The sequence below is a fragment of the Arenibaculum pallidiluteum genome, from assembly GCF_017355985.1.
GTDB classification, from domain to species: Bacteria; Pseudomonadota; Alphaproteobacteria; order Azospirillales; family Azospirillaceae; genus Arenibaculum; species Arenibaculum pallidiluteum.
Map to the genome: position 1 here is coordinate 142,367 of NZ_JAFIQU010000003.1, position 17,906 is coordinate 160,272.

The 17,906-nt window shown below is 66.3% G+C and carries 11 protein-coding genes; 4 read left to right on the forward strand and 7 right to left on the reverse strand.

The window, feature by feature from the left end; all coding sequences use genetic code 11:
• The first annotated feature begins 377 nt into the window (after positions 1–377).
• The gene (locus tag JUB13_RS07815) at positions 378–1,874 is read left to right on the forward strand and encodes a hypothetical protein (protein WP_207478242.1); all 1,497 of its coding nucleotides are present in this window, start codon (positions 378–380) and stop codon (positions 1,872–1,874) included.
• A gap of 537 nt (positions 1,875–2,411) precedes the next feature.
• On the opposite strand, the gene JUB13_RS07820 is transcribed toward JUB13_RS07815, so the two are convergent.
• From JUB13_RS07820 to JUB13_RS07830, 3 genes are all read right to left on the reverse strand, one after another.
• Positions 2,412–4,883, reverse strand: coding sequence for a hypothetical protein (locus tag JUB13_RS07820; protein WP_207478243.1), 2,472 nt, complete (start codon positions 4,881–4,883; stop codon positions 2,412–2,414).
• Positions 4,884–4,938: 55 nt separating this feature from the next.
• Positions 4,939–5,337: a hypothetical protein gene (locus JUB13_RS07825; RefSeq protein ID WP_207478244.1), complete on the reverse strand. Its 399-nt coding sequence runs from the start codon at positions 5,335–5,337 to the stop codon at positions 4,939–4,941.
• A gap of 356 nt (positions 5,338–5,693) precedes the next feature.
• Positions 5,694–7,289: an HMG-box domain-containing protein gene (locus JUB13_RS07830; protein ID WP_207478245.1), complete on the reverse strand. Its 1,596-nt coding sequence runs from the start codon at positions 7,287–7,289 to the stop codon at positions 5,694–5,696.
• A gap of 541 nt (positions 7,290–7,830) precedes the next feature.
• Here JUB13_RS07830 and tssH point away from each other — a divergent pair.
• The 3 genes from tssH (at position 7,831) to JUB13_RS07845 (ending at position 13,761) form a co-directional block, all read left to right on the forward strand.
• Positions 7,831–10,455, forward strand: coding sequence for a type VI secretion system ATPase TssH (tssH, locus tag JUB13_RS07835; RefSeq protein ID WP_207478246.1), 2,625 nt, complete (start codon positions 7,831–7,833; stop codon positions 10,453–10,455).
• Positions 10,456–10,704: 249 nt separating this feature from the next.
• A complete protein-coding gene (locus JUB13_RS07840; RefSeq protein WP_207478247.1) occupies positions 10,705–11,739 on the forward strand; it encodes a LysR family transcriptional regulator in 1,035 nt (344 codons plus the stop codon).
• Positions 11,740–11,769: 30 nt separating this feature from the next.
• A complete protein-coding gene (locus JUB13_RS07845) occupies positions 11,770–13,761 on the forward strand; it encodes a type VI secretion system Vgr family protein (RefSeq protein ID WP_207478248.1) in 1,992 nt (663 codons plus the stop codon).
• A 22-nt stretch (positions 13,762–13,783) separates the two neighbouring features.
• Here the strand turns inward: JUB13_RS07845 and tssG are convergent, their stop codons facing one another.
• From tssG to JUB13_RS07865, 4 genes are all read right to left on the reverse strand, one after another.
• Positions 13,784–14,890: a type VI secretion system baseplate subunit TssG gene (gene tssG / locus JUB13_RS07850; protein WP_207478249.1), complete on the reverse strand. Its 1,107-nt coding sequence runs from the start codon at positions 14,888–14,890 to the stop codon at positions 13,784–13,786.
• Positions 14,854–16,728 carry a type VI secretion system baseplate subunit TssF gene (gene tssF / locus JUB13_RS07855; RefSeq protein ID WP_207478250.1) on the reverse strand — a complete coding sequence of 625 codons (1,875 nt, stop codon included), beginning with the start codon at positions 16,726–16,728 and terminating at the stop codon, positions 14,854–14,856. Before tssF ends, tssG begins: the two co-directional genes overlap by 37 nt.
• A complete protein-coding gene (gene tssE, locus JUB13_RS07860) occupies positions 16,729–17,223 on the reverse strand; it encodes a type VI secretion system baseplate subunit TssE (RefSeq protein ID WP_207478251.1) in 495 nt (164 codons plus the stop codon).
• A gap of 151 nt (positions 17,224–17,374) precedes the next feature.
• Positions 17,375–17,905 (reverse strand): Hcp family type VI secretion system effector, encoded by a 531-nt coding sequence (locus JUB13_RS07865; protein WP_207478252.1) that lies wholly within the window; start codon positions 17,903–17,905, stop codon positions 17,375–17,377.
• Between the last annotated feature and the right edge of the window lies 1 nt (position 17,906).

A 17,906-nucleotide genomic window follows, 5' to 3' on the forward strand; every position in this document is an offset into this window, starting at 1 on the left:
GCAGGCGCGGTCCCTCAAGCGCTGCCGCCGCGGGAGAGACGATCATCGCGATCCCGCAATGGCGCCGGGTCACACCTGGCCGGGCAAGGCTGGCAAGGCCGCGTTACAGCTTCGCGACGAACCGGCCGGTCTTTGGCGGTAGCCTGGACATCGAGCTCGGCACGCCCGGCACGACGTCCGATACGGCAGTCAAGCGGCCATCGGCGTAACAGCCCCGGCCGTATCATGGAATGCCGGCTTTGCATGACGCCAGGCACCGGCGCCGGTCACAATGGCGCGCCCCGACGGCGATCGGGCCGCTTCCTTCCGGCGCGGTCGGTACGTTTCACGGAATGCCGAGCGGATCCTCTCCACAGATCCAGGGACACAGGCGAGCCATGGCACTAGCCCACAACAAAGACACCGCGACCAAGTTCAAGAATGCGATCGCGCTGACGGAGGGCGGTGCCGAGCGGTCATTCGCCTTCGGCCGCCTCGGCGAAAGCGCGCTGTCCGTCGTTGCGGTGGACAAGGGACGGCCCAGCGCCGTTGCGTCGCTGCTGAAGTCCATGCCGTACGAAGGCCCGAACCCGCCGAAGAAGCCCCGCTTCCAGCTCGTCACCTTGGGCACTGTACGGCTCGACGGCACGGTGCTGGTCCTCGACTGCCAGAAGCAGGTCGGCGAAAGCACCTTGAAGAAGGGCTTTCAGGAGTATTTCAGGACCCAGTTCAGACTTTCCGTTCCCTGGACCGAGGTCACGGTTCAGGTCAGCAGTGCCGAGGACGGCGAACCGGTCGAAGAGGCGCGGGACGAGGCGTCGGAGCCCGGCGCGTCTTCTGACGAAGGCGCCGCGGAGTCCGCAGGCGGCGGCGAAGATCCCAGCCATGGAGACGTCGATGCCGCAGCCATTGCGACAGCGACCGCCGCTGCGCCGATCGACGGCGCGTTTCGACCCGCGGAACCCGGCGCGCCCGAGGCGCCCCGCCAGGACATGCCCGAAGATTTGCCCGGGAAGGACCGTCCGGACGATGTCAAGCGCCTGGCGGAGCAGGTGGCCCGAATGGCAAGAAGCATCGCCATGCTGGACATCCCGTCGTCCGAGGACATCGAGGCGCGATGCTCCGCGATCCTGGAGAACCTGCCTTTCGAGCGGGTCCTCCTGGCCCTGGCATACCCCAGCAACCTGGCCGCCTTCCTGGGGCGCGGCCCGCTGCCGCGGAATGCGATCAAGGGCGAGCGGATCAGGAAGGACGAGACCGGGCGCCGTGACACCGTCGATGCGCTTGTCGCGCTCGGGGACCGCGTCGCGCGGGCTCGGGGCCTGCTGCCCGACGGCCGGATCCTCGATCGCGAACAGATCGGACGCTACGTCGACAAGGTCTGGGAGGTAGCCTCCGATGAGGATTTGAATGACGGGATCGGCAATCTTTTCAAGACTCTGAGTGGAGCGTTCGAGTCCAGCGCCTTTGTGCAGCGCTTCTCGATCGAGGGAACAGCCGCGACGGAGGCGCCGTCCGCCCGCGAGGCGCTGGCCGGCTGGCGCGATGCCCGCGAGGCCGCCCTTCAGCAGGTCATGGCGTTGAAGAAGGCGATCCTGGAGGATCTCAGTGTTCCCTACATTGCCTGGTCGAAGGTCGATGCGCGGCTGGAGAGCGAACTGGCCGAGGACACTTTCGCCACCCTTCTCGATGCCGACGCTGCCGTCGATGCCACCGAACGGGACGAGGCAGTCGCGCGACTGCGTGAGATTGTCCGAGGCAAGCGGGAATGGCTTGGCGGCGGGCTTGCCGATGATCTCGACACGGCACCCTTCGAGACGGCCGAGCCGGTGGCCATTCGCGAGACGATCGCGGCGGCGCTTCTCCGGATCGAGGCGGTTCTGGACGCAGCCTGAGTCCGAGAAGGTCCTGCCGCTCCTGATGCCGAGTTCGGCCACGCAGCGGAGGACCGCCGCGCGATCCGCCGTGGCGGCGGGGAGCGTTGGTGCACTGGCGAGGCTGGTGGGTTCAGGAGGCCGGCTCCGGCCTGGGCCCGGAAGCGGCGGGCTGGGCCAGGAAGCGGTTGCAGTCGACGAAGGGGCGGCCGCTGAGCTGGTCGTGCAGGGGCTGCCACATTTCCTGTCCGCGGCCACGTGGTCATAGACGTCACGCGGAACCCGCAAGCTTGCCAAGAGCGCCTCGTCCTCGCCGCGCACCCAGCCGAGCTCCAGCAGCTCTTCCCCGGCACCCTGCAGGCGCAGTTCGGCATCGTCCGACACCGGCGCTCCCGAGACGTTGCACAGGAGCGCCATCTTCACCAGCGCCAGCGCGATGTCGTCGGGGCCGAGCCCGCGGCAGCGGATCTTCTCGCGCAGCGCCGGCCAGCCAAACGCAATGCGCACGTCCAGCGCCTGGCTCATGGCCCGCGCGGCGGGCCGCGTCCCGAACCACCCTCAGGGGCTCGTCGAGATGGTCCCGGTGTGGGCGTCCAGCCATGGCTTCATGGGATGGCCGGATTTCAGCTTGCCCTGGTAGTACAGCGCGTAGATCTCGGCGAACCACTCCCCCGGAGCGCGCCACTGATAGGTCGACACGCCGGTCGCGGCACGCTCGCCGAGGGCATAGCTGGTCCAGGTGCCGGGGTAAGATTCCTGGTAAACCCGTCCGCCGACGGCGAGTTGCTCGGCCATCGCCCGGCCACCGTTCCATGGCTTTGCGGAGCAGAGGCTCTTGGCGCACCGCTCCACCGTCGCATCGGCGGCGATGGCGTCCCAGTCGTCGACCAGCGAGCCGAGCAGGGCGGTGCTGTCGCTCGGCCTCGTGGGCGTCCCGCCGGTCAGCAGCGTCCTGAGATAGAGCTTCAGGTCGGCAACGGTCGGCTTCCTTCCCGGGCCGCTGTACTTGTTGAAGAAAGTGCCAGCGTTGCCATGCGCCTCGATGACGCTGTCGAGCGTTTCCGTCCTCCACTGGCCGTACCCCGCCGAGCCGCCGTGCGCCTCCATGAACCCTTCGTTGTCGTCCACCGCGTGGCCGACCTCGTGCAGCGTGGTAGCATCGTAGTAGATAGCCACGCCATTACTGCCGGCATCGGGCACATAGTCTTGCGTGCGTCCGTCCTCCGGCATGGCGTTGAAGACGATCTTCGTGGCTTCATGGTAGTTCCCCGAGGACTCCGGTCCAGTTGCATACTCGATCGCCAGCAGCTTTTTGTTGGTCACCGTATCCGTCTCCGGCACCTTCAGCAGCAGGGCGTACATTCTGGGCAGCCTCCGGGTCCGGACGTCCTGGCCTACCGTCAGGGTCACGCCGAAGCGGGCCTCTATGGCGGCTTGGCAGATAATTTCGTCCTTGCGGGAGGTCTCGGCGGACATGGCCGCTACGAGGGCGTCCAGATCCTCCTTCAGCTTCCCGTCGAGTTCGAGCTTCGTCGCGGCCCTGAGCTGCGTGGAAACCTCTGAGTGCAGCTTCTTGACACTGGCGGCGAGCTGGCCTCGGTCGGCGATCGTCTCAAGCTCCGTGCGATCGGTGTTCAGCTTGGACAGCCCGTCCCTTAAAATCTCTATCTCGGGATCTGCGCCGCCTGCCTCGCGCATCCTGTTTGCGGCGTCGCCGAGTTCGGTCAACATTGTATCAATGTCAGCCTTCCAGGAATCGAGCTCCTTGAGAATCGCGTAGGACTGCGCTTCCTGCGCGCACGCCTCGACAAATTTGAGGGATGTCCGGGCCATGGACTGCGCCTCGTTCACATTTGATCCGTCCAGCTGCAATTTCAGGTTTTCGATGATATCTTCGTAATCCTCTTCGATATCCCGGAAGCTCGGATCCCCTTTGTATTTCTCCACTGTCGTTGCTGTGAGCGATAGCTTGTATTCGATATCGTTGCAGTCTCTCGCGATAATATTAGCAGAGTTGGATAGCGCACTTTGTCGTTCGGACAGATCTCTGATTATCGTCATGAGCGTCCGAAAGTCTGGCGCTCTGTCAAGCTCACTCACGCCGGACCGGATCTGCTGAAGAGCGTTCTCCAGTACAGCACGATAGCCAGAATAACCGATTCCACTGATCAACCGTTGGTGGCGCTCAATCCATCCAGGAGCTTCCAGACGAGCTATGCCGGTCCGTTCCGCTAACTTGGAGAGTTTCATCGCATGGGATCTTACAGAATCGACTTTCTCTTTCAGCGCCTTCAGGTCCCTCTCGAGCCCGTCGACGTCGTCGAGTGCGAAGACCCGGTCCCGCTCCCGCATCGCTTCGGCAAGAAGTGGATCCAGGTCCTTGCGCATGGCTGGTTCGGTGATCCCGGCGATCACCGACCGGGCGTTCGCTACATCGATGCCGATTGTGCCTTTCTCCAGACCGCACAAGGTAGCCCGGGCAATCAGGTCACCGATGGTGACCTGAAGCTCGTCAGCGTCGTTGATGATCGCTGCGATTTCCCGACATGTGTCTGCATCCGGATGCTCGCCCTCGAACACGGCCTTCCTGTCGGCGAGCGCCTTGATACCTTCATCGACCTTGGCCGTGTTGATCCCGAGGTCCCGGAGCTTATGCGAGTTGTCGCGGCAATCCCCGAGCCTGGCCTCCAGCTCGACGCACAGTGTGGCGCGTTCTTGCTGGTGCTCGATGGTCGCTCGAATGGTCGCCCGAAGCTCGTCAGCTTGCTCTGAGATCGCGGCGAGAGCCTCAAGCGTTTCTGCATTCGCGGGCATGCCCTCGATCGCAGCCGTCCGACCAGCGATATCCTCGATCCTTCCTTCGTCCTCGGCCGTATCGATCCCGGCTTCCTGAAGCACGCCCAAGAGGTTACTGCACTCGTCGAGCGTGGCATCCACCGCCGTAGCTGCGACACGAACCGCCCTGTTCAGGCTGCGCCCGAGGACATTGGCGACTGCGCTGCTGCCGGTGGCTTGCCGAGTGTCGGACATGGCGGGACCTTCTTCGTGAGCGGCGGTGATCGGCCGTCCGGGCGCTTGCCCATCCTCAATCCTGTGGCATGGCTTGGCGCAGGGTGTGGAGCACGGGCAGCAGCCGATCACGGATCGAGACGGGCGTGCCAAAGCCATTCGGGTTCTCGGCATCCTCTACGATCGCATCCGTCGCGAGGTACCGCTCAAGCCCCTCGACCTCCTGCCGCGTCCCCAGGACCGGCGAGAGTGCGTCCATGATCTCCTCGAGCTGGACGATCGCTTGCGGGCCTTCGGGATCCTCGGCCGATGCGATGGCGGCTCTCAGACCGCGCAACTGCGCCAGGGCGGAGGCGCATGCCGCCTGCCAAGCCTTCTGCGCAGCGGCGACATCTTGGGCGAAGTGCTGGCCGCTGGCGTCCAGGTGATAGCCCAGGACGCGCTCGACCCAGGCGCGCTTCTCGTCATCGAGCATGTCGGGCCGCTTCTTTCGTACGGTGATGGCTACGCGTCGCCACGTGGGCATCGTCCCCTGTCGCACCGCCCGCGCTCCGCCCGGTCTTGCCTTGAACGGTGCTCTGGACTCCGGTCGGCATGCGGCGACAGTCAGGTCGACCCATGCGCTTCAAATCCATAGAGGTGAGGCGCGGGCGATGCACATGCGCAGCTCTAATGCCGCCATGCCGAAACCGGGCTTGGTCCTTCACCAGGAGGAGGGAACGCTACCGAACAGCCGTGCATCGAGGCCGTGCCGACGCACGGACGGCCTGCTGAGCTCCGCTGCACCGCAGACTGGGCATTGTTCGCCGTTGAGCCCCGTGTCACAGGAGATCACCTCGGCGAGGATGTCTCCCCCGGGCTCATCCGCTCGTCAGCCGCCGACGGGTTCGCCAAGCTCATCAGCCCGTCCTGTCCTTCCTTGATGAGGTCGTAGAGCTCCGCGGCCGATTTCCCCATCATGTAGGATTGGTCATGGAGGATCGTTGGGGGCATCCCGTTCTCGATCAGAAGCTTGTTCAGGATGCCGAAGTTGATTGTGCGGCCATTTGCGTCCGAAAAGGGGTGCGTTTGAAGAAGTCTGCGGCAGAAATCTATTATCACGTAGACCTTTTGCTCCTCGCTGGCGGCTGCCTTGATGTCGTTGTGGTAGATTTTGAAAATCTGGTTCACCAGCTCGCGGCTGCATGACTGGTTGAAAGCGTCGAGAGTTGGTATGCCTGCTCGGAAATAAAGTACTTTTATAGGGTTGCCGTGTTCATCGGTTCTGTTTACCTCTTCAGTCTGGTCCAGATATGCCAACCTGCCAGTCGGGTCATTTTCCACCAGGGCGACATTCTGAGCGAACAGTGATCCTTCTTTGGCCCTTTCTGAGGCGATGAACGGGGCTAGGAGGTCATTAAGTTGCTCCATCATTTCCTTGATTTCGGAAAGCCCAGCGTCCGAATAGGATCGCGAGACGCCCCAGCGATTGGATTTCTTCTTGAAGCCCTGTTGTTGCAGGACGAAGCTGGTCAAATGATCCTGACTGATCTCCCTCGTGACATGGCGCGTCATTTCCGCATGGAGTTCCTCGAGGAATTCTGGCGTCATATCATCGCCGAGCGTTTCGATGATCTTCTTGAAGCCACCCATCATACCGGCCATATATCCTGACGATAACTTGTATAAATGTTTATCGTCCTCGCCGTGCTCCCTTCCATCCATAAGCAGCTTCCAATAGTTCTCTTTGGGTATGTTTTTAAGATGGACCAGGCGCGGATCGGTGGATTCCTCGATTTTCTTGTGAATCAGAGTTTCCAGGATGTCTGTCTTGCGCCGGAAGATCGCTTCATGCACAGCCAGAGGAATGCCGGTCTCCGTCGCGAAGAACGCGTCCTCGAACTGCTCCAGCGCCTGCACGGAGGCCACGTCTTCCGGGAGAGTGCCGACGACTTTCACCAGATCGTCGGGGCGTGATATCAGGAGTTTGAAGATTTGGCCGGTCGGGTCGAGGATGGTCGGCACCAAGTCAGCATCCAGCGCCCAGGAAGCCGGGTCCGTCAGCTCCAGTCTGTTGGCGTCGAATTCCTGCTTCAGCCTGTCGAGTTCATCTCGCATGGCGATACGTGGCGCTGTCTTGTTTGGCTGATTGCCGTCCTCGAGCGTTCTCAGATCCTTGAGGAAGGCCTTGTATTTTTCGGAAAATTCGGTCGCCGTGGTGAACTGCCTGATGTAAACGTCGGGGTCGTCTGCTATGTCGAGTTCGATGGCCGGCCGGGCGTCGTGGCTATCCAGAAGATCCTGGTATCTCTGTCGCACGTCCTGGGCCAGTCGGGACCAGTCTCCAGCCAGCCGCCTTCGCTCCCTCAGTCCTTTCCGCATGGTCAGGCTGCGCCTGAGAACGTTCGCGAGTGCGCTGCTGCCGGTGGCCTGCTGAGCGTCGGACATGGCGGGACCTTCTTCATGAGCGTCGGTGATCGGCCGTCCAGGCGCTCGCCCTGCGTCAATCCTGCGGCATGGTCTGGGTCAGGGTGCGGAGCACTGGGAGCAAGGAGCCGCGGATCGGACGGGCACCCCGAAGCCGTTCGGGTTCTCGGCATCCCGACGATCGATCCGTCGCAGGATGCCTCTCAGCCCGCTCGACCTCCTGCCGGGTGGCCCGGGACCGGTGAGAGCTCGTCCATGATCGCCTCGACCCCGGCGATTGCCTGCGGGCCTTCGGGATCCTCGGCCGGCAGCAGAGCGAGGGGCTTGTTTCAACGATAATGGGAACCGACCGCCGGGATCGCGCATGCGGAGTTCTGATCCCGCCATGCCGGAACCGGATTAGCCGCCTCGTCCCGAGGTAGAGGGGCGATCCCCGCCGAATATCGCCAGAACCATTCTGCATTCATCGAACCCTGCGGACAGGGCGATCCTTGGTCGTCCTGCATTGCTTCGGCTGTCCATCTTCCGCAGCGGCATGTCCTCGTGTCAGGAGAGAGCGCTCATGGCGACCATTTCCCGGGAGGCTGTGTTCGGCCGGCTGGGCAACCTGTCGATGAAGTCCCTTCAGGATGCCTTCGAATTCGCGAGGCTCCGCGGTGACGGGTACATCGAGCCGCTTCACTGGCTCGCCCTGTGGCTGCGCACGGGGACGAGCGATGCATCGCTGATGCTCGATCGCCTCGGCCTGCCGCGCGGGACCCTGCAGACGCATGTGGACGAGGCGCTTCAGAGGCTGCATGGCGGACGGTCGTCCCGGCTCGACTTCTCCCGCGACCTCGAGCATCTGATCGAGCGCGGATGGATCAGCGCCAGCCTGCTGTTCGGCAGCGCCCGGATCCGCAGCGGCCACCTGCTGCACGGGATGCTGGACGACCCGCAGTTGCGCCGGTTGGCCGTCGACATCTCGCCTTTCTTCAAGCAGATCGACGCCGCGTCGATCGCGCAGCGCTTCGGCGAGCTCACGAAGGGATCCGACGAGGACGGCGTCGATGGGGTGCCCGCGGCCGGTGCCGCCGGCCTGTCGCCGACGGACGAGGGCCCGGCCCCGGTTGGCGGATCCGCCCTGGCGCGCTACACCACGGACCTTATGGAGGATGCGCGGGCAGGGCGCATCGATCCCGTCACCGGCCGGGAGCGCGAGATCCGACAGGTCGTCGACATCTTGATGCGGCGCAGACAGAACAATCCGATCATCCTCGGCGAGGCCGGCGTCGGTAAGACGGCGCTGGTCGAGGGATTGGCCCTGAGGATCGCGGCGGACGACGTCCCGCCGGCGCTGCGCGGCGTGGGCCTGCTGTCGCTGGACCTCGCCGCACTTCAGGCCGGGGCGTCCGCAAGGGGCGAGTTCGAGGCCCGGTTCAGGCAGCTGCTCGCGGAGATCCGACGGGCTCCGCGGCCGATCGTGCTGTTCATCGACGAGGCGCACACGTTGATCGGCGCCGGCGGCAATGCGGGGACGGGCGATGTCGCGAACCTGCTCAAGCCCGCGCTCGCCCGAGGTACGCTGCGGACGATCGCGGCCACGACCTGGGCGGAGTACAAGCGGCACATCGAGAAGGATCCTGCGCTGACCCGGCGCTTCCAGGCGGTGCAAGTGCAGGAACCCGAGGAGGCGCAGGCCGTGGCCATGTTGCGCAGGATGGTCCCGGTCCTGACGACGCACCACAAGGTCACGGTGCTCGACGAGGCGGTGGTCGCCGCGGTGCGCCTGTCGCGACGCTACATCCAGGGCCGGCAGCTTCCGGACAAGGCTGTGTCCGTGCTCGATACCGCCTGCGCCAGGGTCGCGCTGAGCCAGCACGCGACCCCGGCTGCGATCGAGGATGCGCGGCGCCGCATCGCGGATCTCGAGGCCGAGCTTGCGGTGCTCGAGACCGAGGCCCGCGTCGGCCATTCCGATCCCGTGCGCCAGGCGCAGCTCGCGGCGGCGGTCGCCTCCGACCGCGCGATCCTGGCGGAGCTTGAGGCGCGGCACGGCGCAGAGGCGGAGCTGGCCGACTCGGTCGTCGCCCTTGAAGCCGCGCTGCGAAGCGACCCGACCGCCGAGGGCCTCGACCAGTTGCGCTCGATGCGCGCCGAGCTGGATGCGCTGCAAAGCGAGACGCCGCTGGTTCATCCCGCGGTGGACGGACAGTCCGTGGCAGCCGTCATCGAGAGCTGGACCGGAATCAGGGTCGGGCGAATGCTGGCGAACGAGATCGAGGCGGTCCTGTCGCTTGCCGACACGCTCGGGCAGCGGGTGATCGGCCAGGACCATGCCCTTCGGGCCATCGCCAAGAGGATCGAGACCGCGCAGGCAGGTCTTGCCGATCCTGCCAAGCCCAAAGGGGTCTTCCTGCTTGTCGGGCCGTCAGGCGTCGGCAAAACGGAGACGGCTCTTGCGCTCGCCGAGGCCCTGTTCGGAAGCGACGGCAACGTCATCGCGATCAACATGTCCGAGTTCCAGGAAGCCCATACCGTCTCGACGCTGAAGGGCTCGCCTCCGGGATATGTCGGCTATGGGGAAGGCGGCAGGCTGACCGAGGCCGTGCGCCGCAAGCCCTACAGCGTCGTGCTTCTCGACGAGATCGAGAAGGCCCATCCGGACGTGCACGAGCTGTTCTTCCAGGTCTTCGACAAGGGCGTGATGGAGGATGGCGAGGGCCGGTCGATCGATTTCAGGAACACGATCATCCTGCTGACCTCCAACGTCGGATCGGACCTCGTCATGGAGATGTGCCGCGATCCGCGGCGGCTGCCGGATCCGGACGACGTCGCCCGCGCGCTGCGCGGGCCGCTGCTCGAGATGTTTCCGGCGGCGTTGCTCGGCCGTTTGGTGAGCGTTCCCTACTATCCGCTGAGCGCGGCGATGCTGGACCGGATCATCCGGCTCCAGCTGGAGCGGATCCGCAGCCGGGTCGAGGACGGCGGCAATGCGCGGTTCACCTATGACGACGCGGTCGTCGAACACATTCGCGCGCGCTGCAGTGAGCTGGAGAGTGGCGGCCGCATGATCGACGCCATCCTGACCTCGGGCCTGCTACCGCCGATCAGCCGCGAGATCCTGACCCGTCTGCGCGATCGGGCTGTCCTGGAACGCATTCATGTCCACGTGGAGGAGGGAGAGATCGCTTGCAGGTTCGAATGAGCCCGGGATGTCGAAGCGGCGTCGAGCGCGGCGATGCCATGCCGCGTGCCCTGACCACGAGGTTATCTTTGAAACAGGGTGTTATCGGTGAAACGCTGGGTTATCCCTGCAATCAAGACCATGGGAGCCTGAAGTAATCCTGTAACGTCCGGCCCGGATCGTCGGATCTCACTAGGCGCACCGTCCGGTCGGGAGACCGGTCACCGCGTCGCAGGACGTGAGAAGGCTGCCGTGCAAACCATTCGGACGATGAACGTACAACACCTGTCGTCTCCATCCGGGACGGAAGGTCCCGATGCCGGCCATCGCGGGGCGCAATCCAGGACCGTCAATCTCGCGGGGATCGATCTCAATCTTCTGGTCGCGCTCGAGGCCCTGCTGGCGGAGCGCAACGTGACCTATGCGGCCAATCGGATCGGTCTCAGCCAGCCTGCCATGAGCCGTGCCCTCGGCCGCCTGCGTGGGCTGTTCAACGACGAGCTTCTGGTCCGGTCCTCGTCCGGCTTCGTCCTGACGGCGCGCGCGGAGCAGCTCGCGGCCGAGCTCCCCCGCGCGCTGAACGGCCTGCGCTGCCTGCTGGCCACGCGGGACACGACGCCGGAGACCTGGGCCGCGACGGTGTCGATCGCCATGTCGGACCACCAGTCTCTGGTTCTGCTGCCCGGTCTGCTGCCACGGCTCCGGGCGCGGGCGCCCGGGGTCGACATCACCACGGCCCCGCTCGGAGACGGCGTGCTGCGCGACCTGGAGGGGGGCGACGCCGATTTCGCCATCGGCCAGCTGAGGAGCACGCCGTTCGGCTTCTACCGGCGCAACCTCTACGTCGATCCCTTCGTCCATCTTCTGCGGTCGGGCCACCCGGTCCTGCGGGACGGAGGCGGTGCGCCGGACCGCATCGCGGGGCTGCGACAGGTCGTGATCGCCCCGGGGGCCGGGGACCGTACCGGCCTTCTCCACGACATGCCGATCCTTCCCGACCTGCCGGACAGAAATCCCCTGGCTGTGCAGGATACGATGACCGCCGCCATGGTGGTCGCGGAGACGGACCTCATGCTGACGGTGCCGCGCCGCACGGCCGTCCGGATCGCCGGGATGCTGCCCGTCGCGATCCTCGAGCCGCCGAGCCCGCTGCCGGACTATGCGGTCTCGCTGGTCTGGCACGAGCGCCATCATCGCGATCCCCGCTTCACCTGGCTGCGCTCGGAACTGATCGCCGCAGCCATGGCTGTGGCGAACGCCAAGGCCGGCGAGGTCAAGTCCGGCAGCTGTCTCGACGCCGCCTGAGGGCGACACCGTCCCTGCAAGGAGTGAACGATGGCGCAATCGCATGGCTTAGGCGGATCCGCGGGGGCGCGTCCCGCGGCGAGCGCGTCCGGCAGCCTGCTGGAGGACAACCGCTACGCCGCCCTGACGTCGCCGGCCCTCAACGCCAAGACCGTCAAGCTCCGCTGGCTCCGGGGCGAGGAGAGGCTCGGCGAGCCGTTCCTGTTCGAGGCCAAGATCATCAGCCGCGATCCGATCCGCGACCTCGATCCCCTGATCGGGCAGCCGGCCTGCACGGCCATGAAGCTGGCGAAGGGCGCGACGCGCCATTTCCATGGGATCATCACGCGCTGCCGTTACATCGGGATCGATGACACCCAGAGGACGAACTACCTGCTGGAGATCCGGCCATGGCTCTGGCTGCTCGGCCAGCGGCAGAACTCCAGGGTCTTCCAGAACAAGTCGACGATGGACATCGTCCGGACGGTCTTTGCGGACCATCCCCAGGCCAGCTTCATCGACCGCACCAAACCGTCGGGACTGCCGCCGCTGAGCTACTGCGTGCAGTACCAGGAATCCGACCTGGCCTTCGTCAGCCGGCTGCTGGAGCACGAAGGGATCTACTACTACTTCGCTCACTTCGCGGACCGGCACCAGATGGTGCTCGTCAATGACCCTTCCGCGCACGGGCCCTGCGATCCGATCGATGTCGCAACCCATCTGAACCTCGAGAATCCCGGCATCTCCGACGACATCATCTGGGAATGGCAGGAGGAGGCGAGCCTCCAGCCGAGCCAGGTAATGCTGGACGACTACGATTTCGAGAAGCCGAACGCCGATCTCAAACGCGTCGGTCCGGTGCAGGACGCCGCGAGCGGGAAGCGCGAGATCTACCGGTATCCCGGCCAGTATGCGGTGCCGGCTGCCGGCCAGATCCTCGCCCGCCTGCGCGCCGAGGAGATCGCCTGCCGCCAGAAGCGCGTCCAGGTCTCGGGCAACATGCGGCAACTCAAGCCCGGCTATGTGTTCCGGGGCGCCAATCCCTTCGACGTGACCGACCGTCAGCTCGGCGACAAGGACAGGAAGCGCTATCTCGTGCTGGGCGCGACCTTCGATATACGCGGCGAGGCCGGCACCCGCGACGACGGCGGCGAAAGGCAGTTCCTCTACCGCGCCCGCGTGGAGGGGCTGCTCGCCACCACCCCGTTCCGGCCCCCGCTGCGCACGACCGCCCCGGTCATCGCGGGGCCACAGACCGCGGTCGTGGTCGGGCCGTCGGGCGAGGACGTCCTGACCGACGCGTTCGGACGCGTCAAGGTGCAGTTCCACTGGGATCGATACGGCACCCGCGACGAGAACAGCTCCTGCTGGATGCGGGTGGCGCAGAGCTGGGCCGGTCCCGGCTTCGGCGCCATCGTGACCCCGAGGATCGGGCAGGAGGTCGTCGTGGCCTTCGAGGGCGGCGACCCCGACTGCCCCCTGGTGGTCGGCACCGTCTACAACCAGACCAACATGCCCGCCGAGGCGCTGCCACGGCAGGCGACACGCTCCGGATTCAGGACCCGCTCCTCGCCCGGCGGGAACGCGGCCTCGTGCAACGAGCTTCGTTTCGAGGACCGTCGCGGGAGCGAGCACGTCTATCTCCGGGCGGAGCGGAACCATGTGGTGGACGTGTCGAACCTCTTCGCCCTGGCGGCGGGCGGAAGCGCCACGCTCAGCTCGCGGACGCGCAGCGTGCTGGAGAGCGCGGCGAGGCCCGGCGCGCCGATCGGCAGCCGGATCGAAGTTACGCCGCAAGGCATCTCGCTGCGGGTGAGCGGCCCCGCGGGCGAGCAGTGCATCCTGCTCGGGCCGGAGGGGATCACGCTCAGCGGCACCATGATCACGCTCATGTCCAGGGGGATGCTCTTCACGCTGCCGATTCCCATTCCGCTGCCTCCGACGGCGCAGAAGGCCTTCGAGGTGGCGCAGCAGCTGGAACGCACGGCGCGGAATGCCGAGACCGCGCAGGAGCAGAGGGAGATCGAGAGCGACCGGACGTGACCGGGGCCGCGAGCGGCTTGCCCTATCCACGGTCCAAGGGCGCCAGGGTCAGGTCGTCGGCGTCGCTTTCTTCCCTGCGCCGGCCGAGCCACGTCGTCCAGCCGAGCCGTCCCTGCTGCCCGAGCGTGATGCCGGGCACTTCCGCCGCCCGCAGCACGAGCTGGACCGTCCAGTCCAGCTCGTCACCGATATAGTTGCGGGCGAGCGGTACCGTCAGTTCCAGGCTCGGACCGCCGGGCAGCAGCCTTTCGTAGTCCGCCAGGCCCAGCGGGCCGAGGCGGATGCGGAAGCGGTGGTGGAAGACGTGGATCCGCGAGCCTACCGTCGCGTTGACGCCGAGGGTGCCGCGGCTGCGGTCCCGCCCCAGAGCGAGGCGTTGGTCCGCCGGCAGGTGGACCCAGGTGGGCTGGAATTCCAGGATCTCGACCGGAACCGCGAAGAAGCCGGCAAGAATGGCGCGCAGCCCTTCCGGATTGCGGGTGTGGGAGCCCAGCCGCCCGGCGAAATGGAGCTTGGCCAGGTCCGGCATTCGGTCGCGGTCGCGGAGGGCGGGTAGGCCGTAACCGGCAAGCGCGCCGACAAAGCTCGCGAACACGTCCTCGCCCGGGCGGTCATGGCTGACCGTCGGCTCGCTCACCGCCCAGGCGCGGAAGAGGAGCGAAGCCAGGCGATGATGGAACACGTCCGCGAAGCGCGCGAAGGTCGGATCGCCGGCGTTGTGCAGACGCTGGTGCGCGTATTCCGTCAGATGGGGCGGGAGCGGGCCGTTGGGGCCGAACAGGCCGAAGAAGTAAGTCGCGATCCGCGCCGCGTCGTCGTCGCCTTCCGTGGCGGCATCCCGCGCCTCCGCGACCTCGGCAATCGCGCGCGGCGCGAAGAACGTGCTCGGCACCTGGCCGATCCGGATGGGGTCCTCTGCGGGGCTCAGCGACTCACCCAGCCGCCGGGCGGGGCGCGACAGGGCGTCCACCCGGCGCAGCAGGGCGAAGAAGTCGTAGGCTTCCGGCGCCGCCGCCGCGTCGCGCAGGAGGTCCTGGAGGCGCCTGCCGGCGGCCGCCTCCGTTCCGGCCTCGGGGAGGAGTGAGTGCGCCGTCACGCCAGCGGCCGCCGTCCCAGACGCATCGGCCATCGCATCGTCTCTCCGCGCTGCAGGGTATGGATGACGCTCTCGGCGAAGGAGTTGATGGAGACGTACTGGGCGAAGAAGCGGCTCAGCACGGCGCCGAAGGCGAAGCTGCCGAGCCCTTCGAAGGCGTTCTCGTCCAGCGTCGCCTCAATCTCCATGCCACGCGCGACGGCGGCCAGGCCGCCTGTAGGCAGACGGCGGACCACCGGCCGCGAACGAAGGGCACGCAGCCCGTCGATCTGCTGCAGGGCGCTGGCATCGCCAGGGTCGGCATAGAGGCGGAACAGCGAGCGCAGAGCCTCGGGGCCGCCGCCGTCGCTGTCCGCGAGGGACAGGTAGTTCAGCGAAAGGTGGCTGATGAGATGCCACGCGGTCTCGGCCTCCGCCGCTGCCGGGCGTGGCCTGGTCGGACCCGAGATGCAGCGCACCCGCGCCACGGGCGCTCCGATCTCCAGCGTGAAGTCGGTGTCCCCGCGTCCGACGGGCATCAGCAGCGCCAGGTCGCGGTTGGTGCACAGGCATCGCACCGCGAGCTGCCGCAGGTCCGAGCGGTAGGGCGCCTCCTGCGCGTCGACGATGGACAGGAACACCTCGCTGCCGAGATAGGAGGTGCGCTGCCCGTCGCGCTGCTGCCGGCTCGAGGGAAGCCGTTGCTCGCGCCTGATGGTGTAGTAGGCGCCGGTCCGGTTCCGCGGCTCGAAGTCCTGAACCGCATAGAAGGGTCGGAAGCTTGCCAGGCCCTGGCCGCCGTCGTGCTCTCCCTGGACCGAAAGGACCGAGTGGACCTCGATGTCGAGCGGGCGGGTGCGGTCGACGGCCAGATGGTGCTCGTAGGCCCGATCGCTCACGCGAATCCTGTCCGCCTGCCGTTCGAAGAGGTTCACGACCGGGCTGGCGAACAGGACGAAGGATTCGCGGCCGAGGGCGCGCTGCAGCCGCGGCTCGCTCCGGCGCAGCAGGAAGATCAGCTCGAGTTCCTCGCCGTCGCAGCGCCGGACGGCATCGGCAAGGCCGCCGACCTCCACGAAGAGGGCGCGTTCCGGCATGGCGAAATACTCCTGCAGCGTGCGGTAGCCGGTGAAGGAGCGGGGAGGGAAGGGCAGCAGCGCCTCGTCGTCGTCGAGCCCCACATGCCGGACCTCGGCCGCCGGGATCGTCTCGTTCCAGAGGCGCATCGGGCCGGCCGGGCGGGCCAGGATGGAGGTCAGGTCCGCTAGCATCTGCTCAATCAGCGCCCCGCCCGTGCCGCCCGCCGGGGGAAGGTAGAAGCGCAGGGACTTCACAGCCAGCCGGTCGAATGCGAGGCCGTTGGTCGTGCGCAGCCGCAGGCGCAGCGCCGCGCGCGTCTGCGGTCCGGTATTGACGGACAGTCCGGCCAGCTCGGACGGGGTGGCGAAGTAGTCGGCCCCGGTGACGGCGATCGGCCAGAGGTGGACGTCCTGCGCGGTCCTGAATTCGCATTGGGTGATCGCGTCCGGAGCGAGCTGCCCGATCAGGGCCGTCCCCCGGGGGATGAGATAGCCCTTCTCCAGCCGTCCGCCTTCGCGGTCGGGCTCGAACCGCGCGATCCCCATGGCGGGCGTCGGCGCCAGATGGTGTGGGTAGATCAACTCGAGGAGATGCTGCGTGAAGGCTGGGAAGCGGGCGTCGAGCTTCAGCTGGATGCGTGCCGCGAGGAACGCGAAGCCTTCGAGCAGGCGCTCCACATAAGGGTCGGAGACTTCTGCGGTGTCGAGCCCGAGACGGCCGGCAATCTTGGGAAAGGCGCGGCCGAACTCCTGGCCCATCTCCCGGATGTAGCGGAGCTCGTCGTTGTAGAAGCGCAGAAAGCGGTCGTTCATCTAGAGGACTTCCGTGCGGTTCTCGACGATCCTGATGATGTTGAGGTCCCGGTCGACTTCCGTGCGCATCCGCAGGCGCAGCGGGACGGGCTGAGCCCAGAGATCGGCCTCGATCGTGAAGCTGAGGGACATGTCCGAGCGGCCGGAGGACAGGAGCCTGACCGTGATGCCATGCACGAGGCGCGGCTCGAAGATGGCCAGCGTCTCCTCCATCGACCGTTCGAAGTCGGCACGGTCGACGGTCTCGCCACCCAGGCCGGTGAGCGATCGCACGCCATAGTTCAGGACGCTGGTCGCGACCTCCGGGAAGGCTTCGAGATCGACGGTCGTGCCGATCGGGGTGGTGTTCAGGAGCCAGGTCATGTCCCGGAGAATGACCTCGCGCAGGCGCGGCAGCGAGAAGACGCGGCCGCCGTCGCCCGGCGATCCGCCCTCGTCCGTCAGGCGATCCAGCAGCGACGGCTGGACCAGGTCGCGATAGCTCGACTGGGACATGGCAGCGTGGCCTCGGGAGCTGATGGCGCGCCATGCGCCGAAGGCGGGCTCCCCCTTCCCGTCGCCGCATTGCGCGCGGTGGCCCGATCGGGGGAGAAGCTGGGCTGATCGGGCGCCGCGCGCCGTCCTGGTCCGGATCGGCCGGACGAGGTCAGGCGACCCGATCGGTCGCGCTGTTCTGGACTTGGCTCCAAGCGCCCTCGCCACCGTCGCTCAGCTTGCCCGCCGCGTCCTGCTTCTTGTAATTGACCTTGCAGGCCCCGAAACGGAAGGTGACGGTCTCCTCGGGGGCCGGGTCACCGTAGCTCCACTCGACCTTCTCGACGGCCAGCATCGAGAAGGTCCAGGTGAGGAAAATGTTCGATTGGGCCTGGCTGCCCTGACCCGCGTCGCCTGACGACTTCAGCAGCACCAGCTCGACCTTGTCGAAATGCGCGCCGCTGCCGCAGGCGATGAAGAGGTCCGGCGAGGCGGTATCCACCTGCTTCTTGATCGTGAAGGCCTCGAACTCCGCCTTGCCCGCGCCCGCGCCCGCGGTGTGCGAGGAGATGTTCAGCTTGTTCTCGAGCGAGAAGCTCCACTCGTCGGCCAAGGTGATCGCATCTTTCTTCAGCTTGGATTCGCCCTTGGGGTGGATTCTGCCCGAGGGCTGGGTGAACAGCAGGTAGGCATCGAAGGCCATG

What these genes read in the sequence shown, in the direction of transcription:
- JUB13_RS07815 (WP_207478242.1), top strand. Translation starts at nt 378, where the DNA reads ATGGCACTAGCCCACAACAAAGACACCGCGACCAAGTTCAAGAATGCG.
- JUB13_RS07820 (WP_207478243.1), bottom strand. Translation starts at nt 4,883, where the DNA reads ATGTCCGACACTCGGCAAGCCACCGGCAGCAGCGCAGTCGCCAATGTC.
- JUB13_RS07825 (WP_207478244.1), bottom strand. Translation starts at nt 5,337, where the DNA reads ATGCTCGATGACGAGAAGCGCGCCTGGGTCGAGCGCGTCCTGGGCTAT.
- JUB13_RS07830 (WP_207478245.1), bottom strand. Translation starts at nt 7,289, where the DNA reads ATGTCCGACGCTCAGCAGGCCACCGGCAGCAGCGCACTCGCGAACGTT.
- tssH (WP_207478246.1), top strand. Translation starts at nt 7,831, where the DNA reads ATGGCGACCATTTCCCGGGAGGCTGTGTTCGGCCGGCTGGGCAACCTG.
- JUB13_RS07840 (WP_207478247.1), top strand. Translation starts at nt 10,705, where the DNA reads ATGAACGTACAACACCTGTCGTCTCCATCCGGGACGGAAGGTCCCGAT.
- JUB13_RS07845 (WP_207478248.1), top strand. Translation starts at nt 11,770, where the DNA reads ATGGCGCAATCGCATGGCTTAGGCGGATCCGCGGGGGCGCGTCCCGCG.
- tssG (WP_207478249.1), bottom strand. Translation starts at nt 14,890, where the DNA reads ATGGCCGATGCGTCTGGGACGGCGGCCGCTGGCGTGACGGCGCACTCA.
- tssF (WP_207478250.1), bottom strand. Translation starts at nt 16,728, where the DNA reads ATGAACGACCGCTTTCTGCGCTTCTACAACGACGAGCTCCGCTACATC.
- tssE (WP_207478251.1), bottom strand. Translation starts at nt 17,223, where the DNA reads ATGTCCCAGTCGAGCTATCGCGACCTGGTCCAGCCGTCGCTGCTGGAT.
- JUB13_RS07865 (WP_207478252.1), bottom strand. Translation starts at nt 17,905, where the DNA reads ATGGCCTTCGATGCCTACCTGCTGTTCACCCAGCCCTCGGGCAGAATC.